General features: G+C 54.8%; 12 protein-coding genes. 5 read left to right on the forward strand and 7 right to left on the reverse strand.

The annotated features are described in order from the left end of the window. Positions 1 to 1,935 (forward strand): calcium-binding protein (locus ACP5D4_RS03225; RefSeq protein ID WP_428010183.1); only part of this gene is annotated, 1,935 nt, incomplete at its 5' end. A 129-nt stretch (positions 1,936 to 2,064) separates the two neighbouring features. Here ACP5D4_RS03225 and ACP5D4_RS03230 read toward each other — a convergent pair. Further along, positions 2,065 to 2,382, reverse strand: coding sequence for a hypothetical protein (locus ACP5D4_RS03230; protein ID WP_428010184.1), 318 nt, complete (start codon positions 2,380 to 2,382; stop codon positions 2,065 to 2,067). 290 nt (positions 2,383 to 2,672) lie between these two features. On the opposite strand from ACP5D4_RS03230, the gene dnaK reads away from it, so the two are divergent. Then, a complete protein-coding gene (gene dnaK, locus ACP5D4_RS03235; protein WP_428010185.1) occupies positions 2,673 to 4,667 on the forward strand; it encodes a molecular chaperone DnaK in 1,995 nt (664 codons plus the stop codon). A 253-nt stretch (positions 4,668 to 4,920) separates the two neighbouring features. Beyond that, on the forward strand, positions 4,921 to 5,901 hold the full coding sequence (locus tag ACP5D4_RS03240; RefSeq protein ID WP_428010186.1) for a DnaJ C-terminal domain-containing protein: 981 nt from the start codon (positions 4,921 to 4,923) through the stop codon (positions 5,899 to 5,901). Positions 5,902 to 5,979: 78 nt separating this feature from the next. Here the strand turns inward: ACP5D4_RS03240 and ACP5D4_RS03245 are convergent, their stop codons facing one another. Continuing rightward, entirely contained in the window at positions 5,980 to 7,239 is a 1,260-nt protein-coding gene (locus tag ACP5D4_RS03245; RefSeq protein ID WP_428010187.1) for a WecB/TagA/CpsF family glycosyltransferase, read from the reverse strand. 480 nt (positions 7,240 to 7,719) lie between these two features. Here ACP5D4_RS03245 and ACP5D4_RS03250 point away from each other — a divergent pair, with 480 nt between their 5' ends. Further along, a complete protein-coding gene (locus ACP5D4_RS03250; RefSeq protein WP_428010188.1) occupies positions 7,720 to 8,112 on the forward strand; it encodes a DUF1818 family protein in 393 nt (130 codons plus the stop codon). A 110-nt stretch (positions 8,113 to 8,222) separates the two neighbouring features. Then, positions 8,223 to 12,674, forward strand: coding sequence for a CHAT domain-containing protein (locus ACP5D4_RS03255; protein WP_428010189.1), 4,452 nt, complete (start codon positions 8,223 to 8,225; stop codon positions 12,672 to 12,674). Between the two features lie 78 nt (positions 12,675 to 12,752). On the opposite strand, the gene ACP5D4_RS03260 is transcribed toward ACP5D4_RS03255, so the two are convergent. The 5 genes from ACP5D4_RS03260 to ACP5D4_RS03280 all read right to left on the reverse strand — a co-directional run. After that, positions 12,753 to 13,817, reverse strand: a complete 1,065-nt coding sequence (locus tag ACP5D4_RS03260) for a hypothetical protein (RefSeq protein WP_428010190.1) — start codon at positions 13,815 to 13,817, stop codon at positions 12,753 to 12,755. A gap of 523 nt (positions 13,818 to 14,340) precedes the next feature. After that, the gene (locus tag ACP5D4_RS03265; RefSeq protein WP_428010191.1) at positions 14,341 to 14,529 is read right to left on the reverse strand and encodes a hypothetical protein; all 189 of its coding nucleotides are present in this window, start codon (positions 14,527 to 14,529) and stop codon (positions 14,341 to 14,343) included. Positions 14,530 to 14,592: 63 nt separating this feature from the next. Then, on the reverse strand, positions 14,593 to 15,945 hold the full coding sequence (locus ACP5D4_RS03270) for an IS200/IS605 family accessory protein TnpB-related protein (RefSeq protein WP_428010192.1): 1,353 nt from the start codon (positions 15,943 to 15,945) through the stop codon (positions 14,593 to 14,595). Between the two features lie 87 nt (positions 15,946 to 16,032). Further along, positions 16,033 to 16,554: a hypothetical protein gene (locus ACP5D4_RS03275; RefSeq protein WP_428010193.1), complete on the reverse strand. Its 522-nt coding sequence runs from the start codon at positions 16,552 to 16,554 to the stop codon at positions 16,033 to 16,035. A 135-nt stretch (positions 16,555 to 16,689) separates the two neighbouring features. Next, a partial coding sequence (locus ACP5D4_RS03280) for a trypsin-like peptidase domain-containing protein (protein ID WP_428010194.1) occupies positions 16,690 to 17,599 on the reverse strand: 910 nt, incomplete at its 5' end.

A 17,599-nucleotide genomic window follows, 5' to 3' on the forward strand; every position in this document is an offset into this window, starting at 1 on the left:
CCCGATCCTGACCCGCAACCCGATCCTGACCCGCAACCCGATCCTGACCCGCAACCCGATCCTGACCCGCAACCCGATCCCGATCGCGACCCCGATATCGGCATTCCCGGATCGGAAGTCGAAGAAGTCCCGTCTTGCTGTCCGCCGGCACCTGTGGCACCCAGTCTCGAGGTGATGACGGCGTTTGTGGCGTCCGTTCCTGTGGCACCCCCTAACGAGACGATGCCGCAAGTGGCGACTCGACGCCTCGGCACCTCAGACAACGACAGTTTTGTGGGAGAAGACGCCCCGGAAGAACTGCGAGGGATGGACGGTGACGATATTATCCGAGGCGAAGGCGGCGACGACTTTATCGTGGGTGGCATCAGTCGTAGCGAGGCGGTTGGTAGCGATCTCGATCGCGATTGGCTGGCCGGAAACGAAGGAAACGACGTTATCAACGGCAGCGAAGGCAACGATACGATTCACGCCGGCCGAGACGACGATCGCGTGTGGGGCGGCAAAGACGACGATCTGATCTGGGGCGATCGCGGCCACGACCAGTTACACGGCGATTTCGGCGACGACACTCTTGCCGGAGACGAACGCGATCCCGATACCTTTAGCGATCCCGGTCGCGATTGGATTGAAGGCGGCGAGGGGGCAGACGTTCTGTTCGGTAACGCCAACGCCGATACCCTGATGGGGGGCAACGGCGAAGATGTTCTTTACGGCGGACGGGATGGCGACTGGATTTCCGGAGGTGCTGGAAGAGACGTTCAAATCGGCGATCGCGGCGACGATATCTTAGTGGGAAGTGTCGATCGACAGACTGCCAATCCCGACGAGGGCGATGAGAGTTTCGGCAACCAAGGGGAAGATGTCATCGCCGGAAGTGGCGGCAGCGATACTGTGTATGCCGGACAGGACGACGATCGCGCCTACGGCGGTCAGGGCAACGATGTCCTTTGGGGCGATCGCGGTAGCGATACCATCATGGGCGAAGCGGGAGACGATCGCATCAGCGGGCGATCGATCGACTTAAACGTTGACGATACCGAGGGACGCGATCGACTTGACGGCGGCGAGGGGAACGATATCCTCTCCGGTAATGAAGCCGAAGACACCCTCAGCGGCGACACCGGAAACGATACCCTCTTCGGCGGACGAGATAACGACCTCCTCGACGGCGGCGACGATAACGATAACCTCCGAGGCGATCTCGGCAACGACGTACTGGTAGGGGGAACGGGAGACGACACCCTCACCGGAGGCAGCGGACTCGTCGATTTACCGGATACCAGCGGACGCGATCTCGTTTTCGGCGGCGACGGTAACGATATCCTGTCCGGTAACGAAGCTGACGACTCCCTCGTCGGAGGGGATGGAGACGATCTCGCCTACGGCGGTCGAAATGACGATATCCTCTGGGGAAATACCGGGAACGACCTGTTATATGGCGACATCGGCAACGACTCTCTTTGTGGCGAAGAGGGGGACGATACCCTCATCGGGGCGAACTTCAGTTTGAGTCGCACGGAAGACGGTGACGATATGATGTGCGGCGGTGCCGGAAACGATTTAGTTTTAGGGAACCAAGGCAACGACTTCGTCGGCGGCGGCGATGGCGACGATACCCTCTTTGGCGGTGAGGGGGACGATACCTTGATGGGATGGAACGGCGACGATGTTTTGAGTGGCGATCGCGGCCGCGATCGACTCGCAGGGGGCGACGGCCGCGATCGATTCCTCTTCTTCTCCGACAGCAACGGCGTTACCGTGGTTGATTTCACCGTCGGTGAAGATTTACTCGTTTTAGGGAAGGGCTTATCTTTCGAGGAACTCCGACTGGTCGATGAAGGTAACGATACCGGACTCGAGTGGAACGGCAAACGCTTGGCGACTTTGACGGGAGTGAGATCGATCGAGTTGGGACTCGAGCAGTTTCAGATCTAATTTCCTTCCAAAAACGACTCCAACGCCATCCGGGTGTTGAATACATAAAATATGTATTTTGTCAACCCTTAAATTTGAGGATTTTTGAAAGTTATAACGGCCAAACAAGGTTTAGGTGGTGGTTTTGCCCTAGTTATCCTTATCTTCCTCAGACAAGGCTTCGATATGAGCTAAAAGCGTTCTCATCCGCATCCGGGGAATATAAGGCCACCCGCCTTTCAACTCAATTTCTCGCAGACAAGCGTAAAGGGACTGTCGGGTTTGAGGCAAAGCCGGTTGAAACTGTTCCTCACAAATTTCGCGATGCAAACATTCGAGCAAGCGTAACAAATCCAGCAAAGCTTTGGCGTCGCCGTCGCACTCTCGGGCGATCGCTCGAACTCGTTGCGAAATCTCCTGAAGTTGCGGATTATCCGTCTGGAAGTGGTTGTTTGAAGTCCCCATCATCGATCGTCTCGCCTCCCAACACTCGAAATGATGATAGCCGATTATTCGATCGAGCGAGGACGCCCCCGGAAATTTCCTCAGCTAGGGACGGCAATTTCACCTCCGACGCGACCACGAGCGCAAGATACAATACTTAAAGACCAACTTAAAAACAATGTGAAAGAGTTGTGACGAGCCGTCTGTCGGTCGCCGACCGCAGCGCCACACAAGTTCTTACAATGAAACCGTAGCCGGAGGAGCGTCAATTCCGGTTGTAGACCGAAACACGACGAGGAGACAACAAAAGCATCATGGGAAGAGTCGTCGGCATTGACCTGGGGACAACCAATTCAGTAGTCGCCGTGATGGAAGGCGGAAAACCCGTGGTTATCGCGAACTCAGAAGGAATGCGGACTACCCCTTCCGTGGTGGGATTCAGCAAGGACGGCGAGCGTTTGGTGGGACAACTGGCGCGACGACAAACCGTCCTCAACCCGCAAAATACCTTTTACGGCATCAAACGCTATGTCGGGCGCAAGTACACCGAACTCGACCCCATTTCCAAGCGCGTCCCCTATACCATCCGCCGGGACGAGTTCGGCAACGTGAAAGTGGCCTGTCCTCGGCTGAAACGGGATTTCGCCCCGGAAGAACTGTCGGCGATGATTCTGCGAAAACTGGCCGACGAAGCCAGTCGCTACCTCGGAGAAGAGGTAACGGGGGCGGTCATTACCGTTCCGGCCTATTTCAACGACTCCCAACGCCAAGCGACTCGGGACGCCGGACGGATTGCGGGATTGGAAGTCAAACGCATTCTCAACGAACCGACGGCGGCTTCTTTAGCTTACGGTCTCGATCGCGCCGAAAGCGAAACCATTTTAGTCTTCGACCTCGGCGGCGGCACCTTCGACGTTTCGGTGTTGGAAGTCGGCGACGGCGTGTTTGAAGTCAAAGCCACCAGCGGCGACACGCAACTCGGCGGTAACGACTTCGATAAAAAAATCGTCGATTGGCTGGCCGAACAGTTTTTAGAAACCGAAAACATCGACCTGCGGCGCGATCGCCAAGCCCTACAACGGCTGACGGAAGCGGCGGAAAAGGCCAAAATCGAACTCAGCGGCGTCGGCGTCACAGATATCAACCTTCCCTTCATTACCGCCACGGAAGACGGTCCCAAACATATCGAAACCCGCTTGACGCGAGGGGAGTTCGAGAGTCGCTGCGGGGATTTAATGCGTCGCTTGCGCCTTCCGGTGAAACAGGCGGTTCTCGATGCGGGACTGCACCCCCGTCAAATCGACGAAGTGGTGTTAGTGGGCGGTTCGACGCGAATGCCGATGGTACAGGATCTCGTCCGTAACATGATTCGCAAGGAACCCAACCAAAACGTCAACCCCGACGAAGTGGTGGCGGTGGGGGCGGCCGTGCAAGCGGCTATCTTGGAAGGGGACATTCCCGACGTGCTGCTTTTGGACGTAACGCCCCTTTCGGTGGGGTTAGAAACCATCGGCGGCGTGATGAAGAAGTTGATTCCCCGCAATACGACGATTCCTGTGCGGCGATCGGATATTTTTTCGACGTCGGAAAACAATCAAAGTCAAGTCGAGATTCACGTCGTCCAGGGAGAACGGGAAATGGCTGGCGATAACAAATCTCTGGGACGGTTCAAGCTGACGGGGATTCCCCCGGCGCCGCGAGGGGTTCCTCAAATTCAAGTGTCTTTCGATATCGACGCGAATGGTATTTTACAAGTGAGCGCCCTCGATCGCGCCACCGGACGGGAGCAAAGTATCACCATTCAAGGGGCTTCTACCCTCAACGAAGGGGAAATCCAAAACGCCATCCGTCAAGCGGAGAAATTTGCCGAAACCGATCGATTGCGTCGGGAAAAGGTCGATCGCCGCAACCGCGCCGAAACCCTGGCCGCCCGGGCCGAACGGGAACTGCGATCGATCGCCCTCGATTTCGGACTCTCCTTCGCCCAGGGTCAGAGACGGCGCATCGAAGCCCTGGTGCGCGAACTGCGAGACAGCCTGGCCCGCAACGACGATCGCGGTCTCGACATGGCCTCGGCCAGTCTCCAAGATGCCCTCTACGAACTCAATCGAGAAATTTCTGAATACTCTCTCGACGGCGAAGGAGACGGCATTTTCGAGAACATTCGGCGCACCTTCGTCGGCGAGGAAGATCCCAACTACGGCTTGGAACAACGGCGTCCGCCCCGTCCCCCCCGCAATCGTACTTCCCGCATCGCGCGAACCAACGCCTACGATGAAGATTGGGGCGACGATGAAGATTGGTTCTAGCCACGATGGGGAGATGATGGTGCGATCGGGATGATGGGGTGAAGGGATAGGGAGAAACGGTAAATTGTCTTCACTTTTCCCTCTTCCTTACCTGGCGGCGGTGCGTGACTCGGTAACAGTCCATTAACCTGACTTCGACATCATTTCCGGCCTGCGTCACACACCCTACTTCGCCCCATCATCTCCTCACTCCATCATCTCCTCACCCCATCATCTCCTCACCCCATCATCTCGTTTTCCGTAATCAGGCGATATGCAAAACTTCCGAGACTACTACAAAATACTGGGAGTTCCCCGAGACGCTTCAACCGCAGATATCAAGCGATCGTACCGACGCCTCGCCCGGAAGTACCACCCCGACCTCAATCCTGGCGATAAGTCCGCTGAAGAACGGTTTAAGGATATCGGCGAAGCCTACAATATCCTTTCCGACCCCGAGAAACGGCAGCAATACGACCAGTTCAGTCGATTTATTTCTCAGAAGAAGACGAGACGCAAACCCGCTCGCGCCTCCCGCAACGGGACGGCGACGGCGGAACCCCATTTCGAGCAGTACGCGGATTTCAACAGTTTTCTCGACGACCTGCTCAACCGCCGCGCCAATCGCGCCACGGCTCGCACGGACGCCCCGCCTCCGCCGGGGACGCGGGTACGGGTGGATTCTCGAGACGCTTTTCGTCGGCGGACGACGAAAACCGCCTATACGGTATCTCGTCCGACCCCCCGCGATATTGAAGCTCGTTTGACGCTGCCGCTGGAAAAGGCGTATACGGGAGGCAGAGAACGCATTCGCCTTGAAGACGGTCGATCGCTCGAGGTGAATATGCCGCCGGGAATGGTGAGCGGCCAGCGCATTCGCTTGAAAGGTCAAGGGGAAAACGGCGGCGATTTGTATTTGAAAATTACGGTAGCCCCTCACGGCTTTTTCCGCACCGAAGGCAACGATATCGTCTGTCAGTTACCCGTGACGCCCTCGGAAGCGGTGTTGGGGACTTCGGTGGAAGTGCCGACCCTCGACGGTTTGGTACGGATGACGTTGCCGCAAGGGGTCAAGTCCGGCCAGCGGTTGCGATTGTCCGGTAAGGGCTATCCGACGCGCGGCGGAAAACGGGGCGATCAGTTGGTGGAAATTCAAATTGTCGTGCCGAAGGAAATCGATGCGGCCGAACGGGAACTCTATGAAAAGTTACGGCAGTTAGAAAGCTTTAATCCCCGTCGAGATTTATTGGATTGACGCTCGTTAAAGCCAAAAAAGCCTGGGATGTTGCAACATCCCAGGCGAAGACTCCTGAACGATTTTAGGGGCAAACTTTTAACTGGATTTGAGATACATCACGGGAGAAAAAGAGGTTTCGTTATGGGTGAAACGTAACAGCAAATCGATGGTTTCCTGTTTGACCCATCCCATTAAGACGGCCACTTCACCGAACCGTAAGCCGACGTGCTGTTGGGCAGCTAAAATTTCGTCGATTTGGCGGTCGTCGAGCAATGCCGCCGATTTGAGATAGTAGCCGATGGGAGATTGAGTGGGCATTTCCGACAGCGTCGGCAGTTCTTCGGCGAAGAAATCCACCGTTTCTTGTTTGAGCCAACCTCGCTGGGAGAGAATTTCGCCGAAGCGCAGCTCGGGATGTTCGCGAGATTGAGCCTCGAGGACGGCTTTCACTTGTTCGGGGGAAATCAACCCCGCTTCCAGTAACAGGCGCCCGATGCGACGAGCGCGTAACTCGTCTTCGCGGAACTGGTCTCGGGCTTGGAAGTGCGATCGCACTCGATTCCAGACTTGGCGGCCGTAGTGTAAAGCCAGTTGTTTTCCTGCCAAAAACAGGAACGGCGGAATCGTGACGGCGTAGCGACGCCACAGGCGGCGGGGTTCTTGAATCAGACGATACAACCACTCGAAGCCCGATTCTCGTACCCAGAGGGGCGCGTGTCGGTGCAGTCCGGCATAGACGGGAAAGACACCGCCGACGCCAATGGAGACGGCGTTGATGCGATCGCGGTGGGCTTCGATCCAGGTTTCCTGTTTGGGGCAGCCCAGGGACAAGAATACGATACCCGCACCGCTTTTTTCGATTCGATCGACCAGTTCTTCGTCTTCCTCGGGGGTCAGGGGACGGAACGGTAACGGTTCCATTCCCGCAATCTCTAATTCGGGATACTCTCGATCGAGTCGCCGTTTCATGCGATCGAGAATTGCTTGGTGAGACCCTAAGAAATACACGCTGACGCCGTATTTCGGAGCCTGCTGGCACAGACTATAGAGAACGTCCATACCCGCCACGCGGTCTTGACCGGAAGCGCCTAACAAGCGGAGCATCCAGACTAAGGGCATTCCGTCAGGGGTTACGAGGTCGGCGCGTTCTAAAACCGTGGCAAAGGACGGGTTCGAGTGCGCTTCCATTAACATATGGACGTTCGCCACACAAACCGTGCGGCTTTCCCGATGGCTTGCCCAGGAAAGTATAATTTGCATCTGCCGTTCGCAACTGAGTGCCGAGATCGGCGATCCCACGATGTGTTTTTTGGGAATACAGTGTTGAGGAACGGGCAGGGAAAGTACCTTAGCCATTGTTCGCACCTAACTGGTTGAAAATACTGAGCGAGTGCGACTGTTTCTATTCAGTGCCTCTCGATACCCAATTCACCCGAGCGGCGTTACCCCTACTCGTGCGAAGCGAGCTGTTTCGCACGAGTCGATCGAAAGTCTCGAGCGGGTTCGAACTACACGCTCTCATACAGAACAAAATTGGGAAAGAAGCCTCGAGACGAGGCTTGTGTTCGTGTTTTTCGTTCGCTGCGCGAGCCGTTAACTCAAGCCTCTCAAGCCGACACGAAACCGTCAAGGATCTGCGCAGACTCTTTGCAAAAACTTTATGGCAGCTTGCGTATTTATACGAATTCTTTACCGAAAGTTTAACTTGGCACGACCGTCATGATGCTTACGTGATTTTACTTAAGGTTTCCGGAAGCTTTTCCGGCAACGTTGAAGCGATCGCGCGCCGTGATAGGGTAAAAGTCCGTTGTGGCGACCCTGAGAACTCCTGGTACTGTGACGAACTCCATTCTCAAACGCGGACGGGGCTGGCGTTTGGGCTACCGTCCCCCGGCAGCTTCCCCCTCTGACGACGAAACTTCTGTTTTTGTTGCCCTCGTCGGTAGTGACGATTGGGCGTTCGAGTTAACGCACGCGGAATTTGAAGATTTTCGACGGTTGCTCGTACAACTCAAAGAAACTATGCAAGCGGCGGCGGCCGAACTCTCGGACGAGGAACGGCTCGCTTGCGAAGTGGAAAGCCAGCGGTTGTGGATGGAAGCCGAAGGCTTTCCCCACGCCTACCGGGTGCGCTTGATTCTCAATACCGGCCGGGGTTGCGAGGGAGAATGGTCTCCGGAGGCGGTTCGCGAACTCCTCAACGCCACTCAAAGCCTCGAGGTGTTTTGATTTAACTTGCCTTTAAAAATCGAGAACGCCCCGAAAGGAAGGCTAAAATTTGGTAAGTCTCGCCGAATCTCGGACTTCAGCCGTTGCTTGTTGGAGGCGATGTATTGGAAATGCACGCTTGGGATTTTTGCCCAGCCGAACCCGACGACTCCTCCCACTTGGGCAAGATTATAACCGCTGGTCTGCTGAGCTTGGCGGTTCTCGGAGGAATCGGCGTCGGATTTGTGGGAACGGACAAGGCTCGATCGCAAATCGTTCCGGCCGATGACGGCACGCAAACCCGCGTCACCCTCGAGGGCGATCGCATCCTCATCGACGGGGGACAGCGTTCGGCTGACGGTCAAAACCTCTTCCACAGTTTTGACGCCTTCGGACTCGACACCGGCCAAACTGCCGATTTTCGATCGACTCCCCAAATTCGTAACGTCTTGGGGCGCGTCTCCGGCGGCAGTCCCTCGTTTGTCGATGGGTTGCTGCAAGTGACGGGGGGTAACTCCAATTTGTTCCTGCTCAATCCGGCGGGAATTGTCTTCGGTCCGAACGCTCAACTCAACGTCCCCGCCTCTTTCGTCGCCAGTACCGCCGACGCCCTTGGCTTCGAGTCCGGTTGGTTCGAGGTCTTCTCTGACAACGATTACGCCGCCCTCGTGGGAACGCCGAACGCCTTTCGCTTCGATACGGCTCGACCCGCTTCTATTATTAATACAGCCAACCTCGCGGTTTCGCCGGGGTTTCAACTGGGATTGCTGGGGGGAACCGTCGTCAACTCTGGAGAACTCGCCGCCCCCGACGGCGCAATTGTTGTGACGGCGGTGGCGGGAACGAACCGGGTTCGGTTGAGCGTTCCGGGGAATTTGCTGAGTTTGGAACTCCCTCGGTCGTCGCCGTTGTCCCCGGGCGAAATTCTCTCGTTACCGGAACTGTTGACGGGGGGAAATCTCGGTCACGCCAGCCAAATTTCCGTGACTTCTGACGATCGCGTTCTGTTGTCGGGGGCGAATTTACCTGTCGAACTGGGAGATGTGGCGATCGCACAGCCCAACTCTGACGCTGCTGCCCTGCAAACCGGCGATGTGTTAATTCGCGCCGCCAATAATATTGTATTGACGGAAACGACTCTTGAAAGTTCGGGGTCAATGGGCCTCCGGGCGGGAAATACTGTTATTGTTCGCGATAGCTTCGCCCATCCCGTTTCTCTGCACGCGGGGGGCGATTTGTGGATTCAAGGAACTCGCGGTATCGATCTCCTCGCTCTCAACCATCCCCTCGTTCCCTTCGTCAGCGGCGGAAACCTCACGCTGGTGAGCGATGGCACCATCTCCGGCGACGCCCACTTTTTCAGCGGCGGACGGTTTTCGATGGTGGATACGGCGATGCAACCGGGACGGTTCGTCAGTCTTTACGATCCGATTATTCGGGCGGCGGGCGATGTGTTTTTTGGGGACTATACGGGGGTGTCGCTGAAAATTGAGGCGCAAGGGGGAATTTCGGGCGGAACGGTGACGATTACTGGACCGGATACGATGCTGACGGTGTCCGACCCGGATTTGGAAATTCTCACGGGAAGTCCGGCGTTGATTTTACGGGCGGATTTGGCGAGGCTGACGGACGCCCCGACGATTCCACCGGATGCGTCGGTTGGGGATACGCAGGTGACGACCCCCGGTATTTCGGCGTTTTCGGGGGTCAGTCTCGATCGCGTGGTCGTTCCCGGCGGCCCGGCGAGGGTGGAGGCGTCGGGAAATATTATTCTCGATGAGGTGGTGACGGACGGGGGATCGATCGCTCTGACGAGTGGCAATGGCTCGATCGAGATTCTCGGACGCCTCGATTCTAGCCAAACTAACGGTATGGGGGGCGATATTTCGCTGGTGGCGGACGGCGAGGTGGCGATCGGCGAAATTCTCGCCAGTGGGGGGCAACTTGGCGGTGAGGTGACGCTGGAAAGTCGCTCGGGAAGCTTAATCGGCGGGGCGATCGATACCTCCGCCCGGGACGGTACGGGGGGAAACGTTACGCTGTCTGCGGCGGAGGATTTGCAGTTGACCGCAGTGGTTTTGGCAACGGGACTCGAGGCGGGCGGTACGGTGGCGATCGAGAGTTCGGGGAATGTCACCGCAGCGGAAATCGATACGAGTTCCCGTGCGGGAACTGGCGGCGACGTGGCGGTTTGGTCGAATTCGGACGCGGCGATCGAGTCGATCGACGCCAGCGGTGGACTCTCTGGCGGTGGGGTTTCGGTGACGCTGGAGAGTGGGGAGTTGGTCGCCGAAACGGTGACGGCGGCTTCTTCTCAAGGAACGGGGGGCGATATTGTCTTCGACGGCGCAGAGGGAATTACGGTCGATGGTATCGACGCCAGCGGTTCCCTCAGCGGTGGCTCTGTGACCGTTACAGCCTCGCCGGGAGGGTTGGAGGGCATTTTTGTCGATGTGAGTTCTGAAGGCGGTACGGGGGGCGAAATTCGCTTCGACCTCGGGTTTGGGTTGGAAATAGGAGACCTCGACGCCAGAGGGGAACTCGCTGGCGGCGAGCTGTCGGTGACGAGTCAAGGGATTTTCACCGCCGAACGGATTCTCGCATCCAGTCTTCAAGGACCTGGGGGAAACGTCTTTTTATCGGGAGTCGCTGATGTGGAACTGACCGCCATCGACGCGCAAGGCGGGACGAGTGGGGGGTCTGTGGAAATTAATGCGGGGCAATTTTTACGGGTTACAGAGGGATTTGTCGATCGCAATAATGTTTTTGCCAGTATTTCGGCGGCTGGAGGGACGGAATCCGGGTCGGTTTTAATTTTCCACGGGGGAGAAGCCCTCGATATCCCCTTTATTGTGGGGAATGCTTCGGAAAACGGCACGCAAGGGGCAATTACCACGGGAATCGAATCGCCCGATCGCACGATTTTTCCAGTGACGGTGATTCCCGGTTCGGAAATTCGCGAGACGATTCAAATTAATCCCAATCCCACGCCGACACCAATTCCCACTCCCACGCCAGAACCGACTCCGGTACCGACTCCGGTACCGACTCCAGAACCGACTCCAGAACCGACTCCCATACCCACTCCAGAACCGACTCCCATACCCACTCCAGAACCGACTCCCATACCCACTCCAGAACCGACTCCGGTACCGACTCCCATACCCACTCCAGAACCGACTTCAGAACCGTTTTCCGAGGAGGTTCCCACCGCGACGTCTCGTCGTATCGTGACCGATTTACAGGGACAGTTTCCTCAAGAAGTGGATGTCACATCTCCTGTGGCGGAGGTGCGATCGCTCTTACGACAACCGAGACGTTCCAGTATTGTGGGATTCGATCGATTCGAGATTTTCGAGCGGTTGTCGATTGGCGATTTCGATACCGCCGTGGCGTCCATTGAAATTCTCTTTTCTGGAGAATTCGCAGACTACCTCAATCTCGAGACGGCGCCGGACTTACCGTCGCTTCCCGAAATTCAAAATCGCCTGGAAACTCTGGCGGCGGAAACGGGCAATACGCCGACGGTTTTGTACGTTCTGCAACGGGACGCTCGCCTGGATTTAGTGGCGATTCCCCCAGACGGCGACGCCATTTATCGTTCCGTCGATCTTCCTTCTGCTGAGGCTCTAGAAACTGCAAAACGGCAACTCCTCGAAAACACGATCGATCCCCGTTTGCGTCGCCGCCAAACATACCGAACCCCCGCTCAACAACTCTACGATTGGATGGTGGCGCCAATTTTACCAGATTTGGAACGGTTGGAAACCGATACGATCGTATTTGCGCTCGATCGCGGTTTGCGAGGGATTCCCATTGCAGCGTTGTTCGACGGCGATCGCTTCTTAGTAGAACGGTTCGCCTTGGGGTTGATTCCCAGCGTGAACCTCGTCGATACCCGCTATCGCGATATTCGAGATGAGGAAGTGCTGGCGATGGGAGCCTCGCGGTTCGAGACGCAACAACCCCTCCCGGCGGTTCCGTTGGAAGTGGAAATCGTGACGGAGATGTTTCCAGGACGAACCTTTCTCAACGATCGGTTTACATTAGAAAATTTACAAGCTCAGCGCGATCGCCGTCCGGTTCCTATCGTTCATTTAGCCACCCACGGTGAGTTTACAGGGGGAAGCCTCGCGAACTCTTACATTCAATTGTGGAATACCCGGTTAGGACTCGATCGCCTGCGTCGTCTCCATTGGAACGAGCCACCCGTGGAGTTGGTAGTATTGAGTGCCTGTCGCACCGCCATCGGTAGCGAGGAGGCAGAATTAGGATTTGCAGGGTTCGCCGTGAAATCCGGCGTCAAAACCGCCTTAGCCAGTTTGTGGTACGTCAGCGATATCGGGACTCTGGCATTGATGACCGAGTTTTACTATCAATTAAAAACAGCACCCATCAAGGCGGAAGCCCTGCGACGGGCTCAAGTGGCTATGTGGCGAGGTGAGGTTCGTATCGAAAACGGACAGTTGCTATATTCAGGGGGGACGATTCCGCTACCGCCGGATTTGGGACCTTTTCGCGATCGCACTCTCGACCATCCCTATTTTTGGGCTGCCTTTACGGCCATCGGCAGTCCTTGGTAAAGGAGAGTGCTTCAAACGGAGAACAACTCACCTCAGCCAAAGCCAGATTTCCTCAAAACTTTAACAAAACCGCAACCCCTACGTAAAAATCCACGGAATCAAATAACCGATCGCCACCGAACAAATCGTCAACAAAACCCCCACCAACTCCCGAGGAAGCCGCTGTTCCCAAACATTCGACTTCAGGCGACTCACCGGAAAATTGGGGTCAATTCCCACCGCAATTCGATCCGTCTTACCATTCAAGCGAACCTGCAACCCCGGCGGAGACTGCGGGTGAAGCTCCAACCGAGATAATCTTTCAATAGAAGACGGTTCGGGAAGAATCAGAAACTGCTCCGACTCCAACGTTAACAACTGGTTCAAAAAATGAATTTGTCCTTCCAAAATCGTCGAAATTTCGAGAGTATCGTCTAAATCATCCCTCATGAGCCTGCGGCTAAAGTCCACATCCGTCACCGCCAAATTTCCCCAAAACCATTCCCGATCTCGATTCCCCTCAATTTCCGGTAATCCAATATTAACCTGAGTCGTTCGATCGAACGACAAAAGTAACTCCGAAATCCAAGGAGTCCACTCCAATTCGCGAACCCGATACTGATTTTCAAGATTGTCTTCAGTGTTGTCAGAATCCAATTGAGAAATATAAGCACCCTCGACGATGACTTTCAGGGGATTTTCCCCAACAAAAAGTTTCACCGGAATCTGTTGTTCTTCACCTTGTTGTTTGTCATCTTCAAGAATCTCCATCTCAAACGAGAGTTCCTGGCGTTCGGGATAATAAGTTAACTGTCGAACCGCCGTTTTCGGTTGCAAACGAAGCGAATCCAGTTCCAGTTGACTCGCCGCGTCTAACCCAACGCCTTCCAAAATAAACTTACTGTCGGGATATTGTAGGGAAATTGTTAACTGATTGAGCGTTTCTAACCCTTCGATTTTTTCCGCCGAGCGAAACTCACCGAAAATTTCCACCTCTTGAATCCCCTCAAACTCAAGCCGTTGGAGTTCTCGCATCGAGTTCAAAAACAGCTTATCGGGTTTCCCTCGATAGACAAAGCTAACCTGCTCGCTAATAATATTACCTTCAAACGGCGTAGGAACGGGATAGAAAAATAAGATAATAAATAAAAATGCAGCAATCACAAAAAGCGACGCCAGAATATGAGGGACGTGATTTTTGAGAAAAGAGCGAACAACTTTGGGTTTGGCCTCAAAAGGATAGAGGTCTTCCGGAGAAATAGGAGAATTTGAATAGCGTTGTTTGGCAGAACGAAGGCGATAATAGTAACGACCAACAGCACGACTAATTCTCGCTAAAAATTTTCCAATTCCGGCAATTAAAACCGTTAGCAGCGGTGAAAAATTGCCAAACAATTGAGATAGAATTCGCTTAATTTTTTGGAATATCCTAGAATTGAAATGATTGTGTCGGGCAAACCGAACCAGATTAGACCCATCGAACCTTAACCGGAACCGGACTTGACGAAAGAATTTAAATCTCATGACAGATTAGCATAGCGAAGCAGTCAAGTATCTCTCACAAAATTGCTTAACGAAGGTATCCTTAAATCCCCGAAATCCCAAAGATACCGGAGATTTGACACAGCAATTGACCGAAATGGGATTTCCTTGCAAATTCCTTAAGATATTACGATATCCCAACACCTCATTGAGATAACCAATCGGGATTGTGACGAAACAGGAAGTTTCGCGTGACCGTTTCCGGACGCATTCCCCGTTGGTGAATTTCCGCCTCCACCCCTAACTGATAAAGTCCCGTCGGTTGATTTCGTCCGTCCCAAGTAAAACTAATTTCGCCATCTCTCGGATTGGGGCGACTGTCACGGTAAATCACTTGGTTGTTGCGGCGAACATGAAGCTCACCCCACCTGCCTTGGGCGAGGTGGGGGTGTCGGTGCTAACCTGGGACTGTGCTAGTCCACAGGTCACACAAACAAGCCCAGCTTCTAGGCGAATGTCCAGGTCTTTGGCTGGAACACTCCTCACTGTCCTTTCGGCGAGTGAGCTGAAGAATCCCTCGGGCAGCAATATTGAGCGCCCCATTGAGGTCGGCATTGTATCGCTTGCCCGAAGTAAATTTAGCCAGGGCATAGTTTTTGGAGTCGCGCCGCACCACTCCACTGCCGTCATAAGCCAGCTTTGAGGTATAGGCAGCAACGACATCAATCACCTGACCGCCCATCTCTTGCCACTTCATCTCCGTCAACTCTCGAATCATCCCCTTAAGCCATCCATGAAAGCGTTGACGTAGGTTAGACCGTTTTCGTCCACCTCTAGCTTTCCATCCTTTGAGGTTCTCAAAGACAATGGCATCAGCGTTAAAGTGTCGGGCAATCTGCACGATACGCTTCGAGACAATCTGCCCGATTTGACGGTTGATGTTACGACATTTTCGGTAGGTATGGGAGCAGAAGCCTTTTTGGAGGCGTCCACCGTTACCCATCGTTTGGCTGGCTCGTTTGGATACCGATTTCAGCCGCTTATCTCGACAATCTATGTCTCTCCCCGGATGAATAAACTCCCGGTGGATTACAGTGCCGTCGAAATTCACGACTGCCACGGTCGCGGTGGTGTTGATACCCAGGTCAACACTCACCACATTGCCATCTCCCTCCCGTTGGGGGGGATGGCACTCAAAGGGAACCGATAGGTGACAAACCCTTTTCTGCTCATTGAAAATGAGGGAGGGTGACAGCAGCGTGTTGCTGTCTACGGTATGTCGTTCTCGTAAGCCCGTTATCCCAACGGTTGTCCAAACCCAATCGGTTCCGTTAAAGACCTTGATTTCGATGCGGTCATAGCCATGCAGTTTATAGCATTGACCTTTATACAGGGTGGGATAACAGCCACTGTTGGGATTGAGGCCTGGAGGTTTGGCATCACGACGTTGACGAGTTCCCGATTGCCATTCCCGATACCGGCTCATGTAGCTACTGACTTGGCCAGCCGCGAAAACGATGGCGGCTCTTCGGTAGTAGCTGGGGAATTTGTAAAAGGTCTGGTCAAATAACCGGTATTTGGGGTTGGGGTTCTTGGCGGTTCGGTGAATGAGTTTCTCGACGGCTAGAACCCGTTTTTGACTGGATAACCCCCCTAGAGATGACCAATGGGTTAAGAGAATTCCCATCAAATGCCGACAGACACGACGGTAGACCTTAACCGTTTGGCTCAGCAGAACTCGCTGCTTGGCTGTCGGGTTAAGATTCCATTTGTCTGTACGGATGATTGATGTGGGTTTCTTTGTTGCCATAACGGTATGATACCCCAAGGCTTTTAGAGTCAGTTCGGCGGCTCCTTGACCCCCACCTGCGAGGGCGCGAGGTGGGAGAATGCGTCGCTATTTTTGTTCAAAAGACCGAACAATCGCCCGACTGGGGGAGTAAAACACAAAATTATAGCGGGGAGAAGGCGAATCGATAACCACCGGAACGTAGATGGGTTGACTGCCCGGTAAACTAGCAATGGCTCGCAGACTCTCAGGAGCAACATGAGCTTGTTGCAGAATGTCCGTTTGCAAACTAAACTCATACCAATCACCGCGCGGTTGAAACTCCAAAGGGTCGAGTTGATAGCGGCGACTGTAAGCGCGAACCGTGAGCGTAGGATTCTCGCCGACTTCCGGCAGTTTCAGGCGGAGGGTGGAACCGTACCGACGCAGGTTAGACGTGGCGAAGGAAACCCAACTGAAAGAAGAACTGATATTTTGGCGGCGAATGCCCTCACAGCGGTCGGGATTGTGGTGACGTTGGTACGCCAGGGGGTCAGATAGATTGCTCGGACAGGGATTCGCAGCGGCGGAACTGGCGAAAAACCCGGCTGCGAGAAGCCACACACTGGGAAACAGAAGTTTGAATTTCATCACAAGTTCAAGGAATTTAGCAAAAGTAGAGGACTGACGCAGAAACCCGGTTTGAAGGAAATTCCGTTTTCAAAGGAGCCAACGGTTGCGCCCCTACCCCAAAAAACCGGGTTTCCTAACCGAACGGTTCGCGGTTCACCGTAAAACCCCCCATGCTTGTAACTGCTGCAAAACCGTTTCGATGGGATAGGCGAACCCGTACCCGCCAATAGCATCGCCAGCGGTTTCCGGGCTGGCGGCGGCTTGTCCGTTGATAGTGACTATCAACCCCACCACTTCCTCCTCGTATAAAACCGGTCCGCCGGAATTGCCAACAGCGAGGTCGGCTCCGCCAATTTGCAGGTTTTGTTGGTCATCGGCGGTGGCGAGGGAAGAAATATAACCCCGCAGGAAACTCCAGGGATTGCCCGTGATGGGATGGCCGATGATGCGAATATCGGCATCGATGGGAGGGGTGGCGCCGAGGGGCAGGGGTTCGATGTCTTCGGGCAGGTCGTTAACTTCCAACACCGCTAAATCGAGCAGGTCGTGGGGGGCGGTGATATATCGGATACGGGCAGGGAACCGCAGGCGGTGTTCCGGTTCGTTGTAACTGTAGAGTTCCACTTCAATGGACTCGCTGGGGCGTTGGCTTCCCTCCTTGTCGGAGACCACATGGCGATTGGTGACGATGAGGGTGGTGTTGCCCTGGCGTTGCACGACCCAACCTGTCCCCTGTTGGCGACCTGTGGAAGTTTGGGCAAGGATGAGAACGACGGAACGTTGCAGGGGAAAGAGGGGGTCGTCCTCGGCATTGGGCAGGCGTTCGCGGGGTTCCGGGGGCAGGGGGTTGTCACGGAGGGCCAGGAGACGTTGCGCTTCTCGCAAGTTGGTGATGGCTTGGGGAAATTCTGGGTCGAGTTGGATGGCTCTTTCGTAGGCGGCGATGGCTTCATCGAGCTGTCCTCGGTCGCTCAGGGCATTCCCGAGATTGTTGTAAGCGTAAGCATTATTGGAGTCGAGTTCGATGGCTCTTTCGTAGGCGGCGATGGCTTCATCGAGCTGT

The organism is Baaleninema sp. (assembly GCF_049974805.1).
Classification (GTDB): Bacteria; Cyanobacteriota; Cyanobacteriia; order Cyanobacteriales; family Geitlerinemataceae; genus Baaleninema.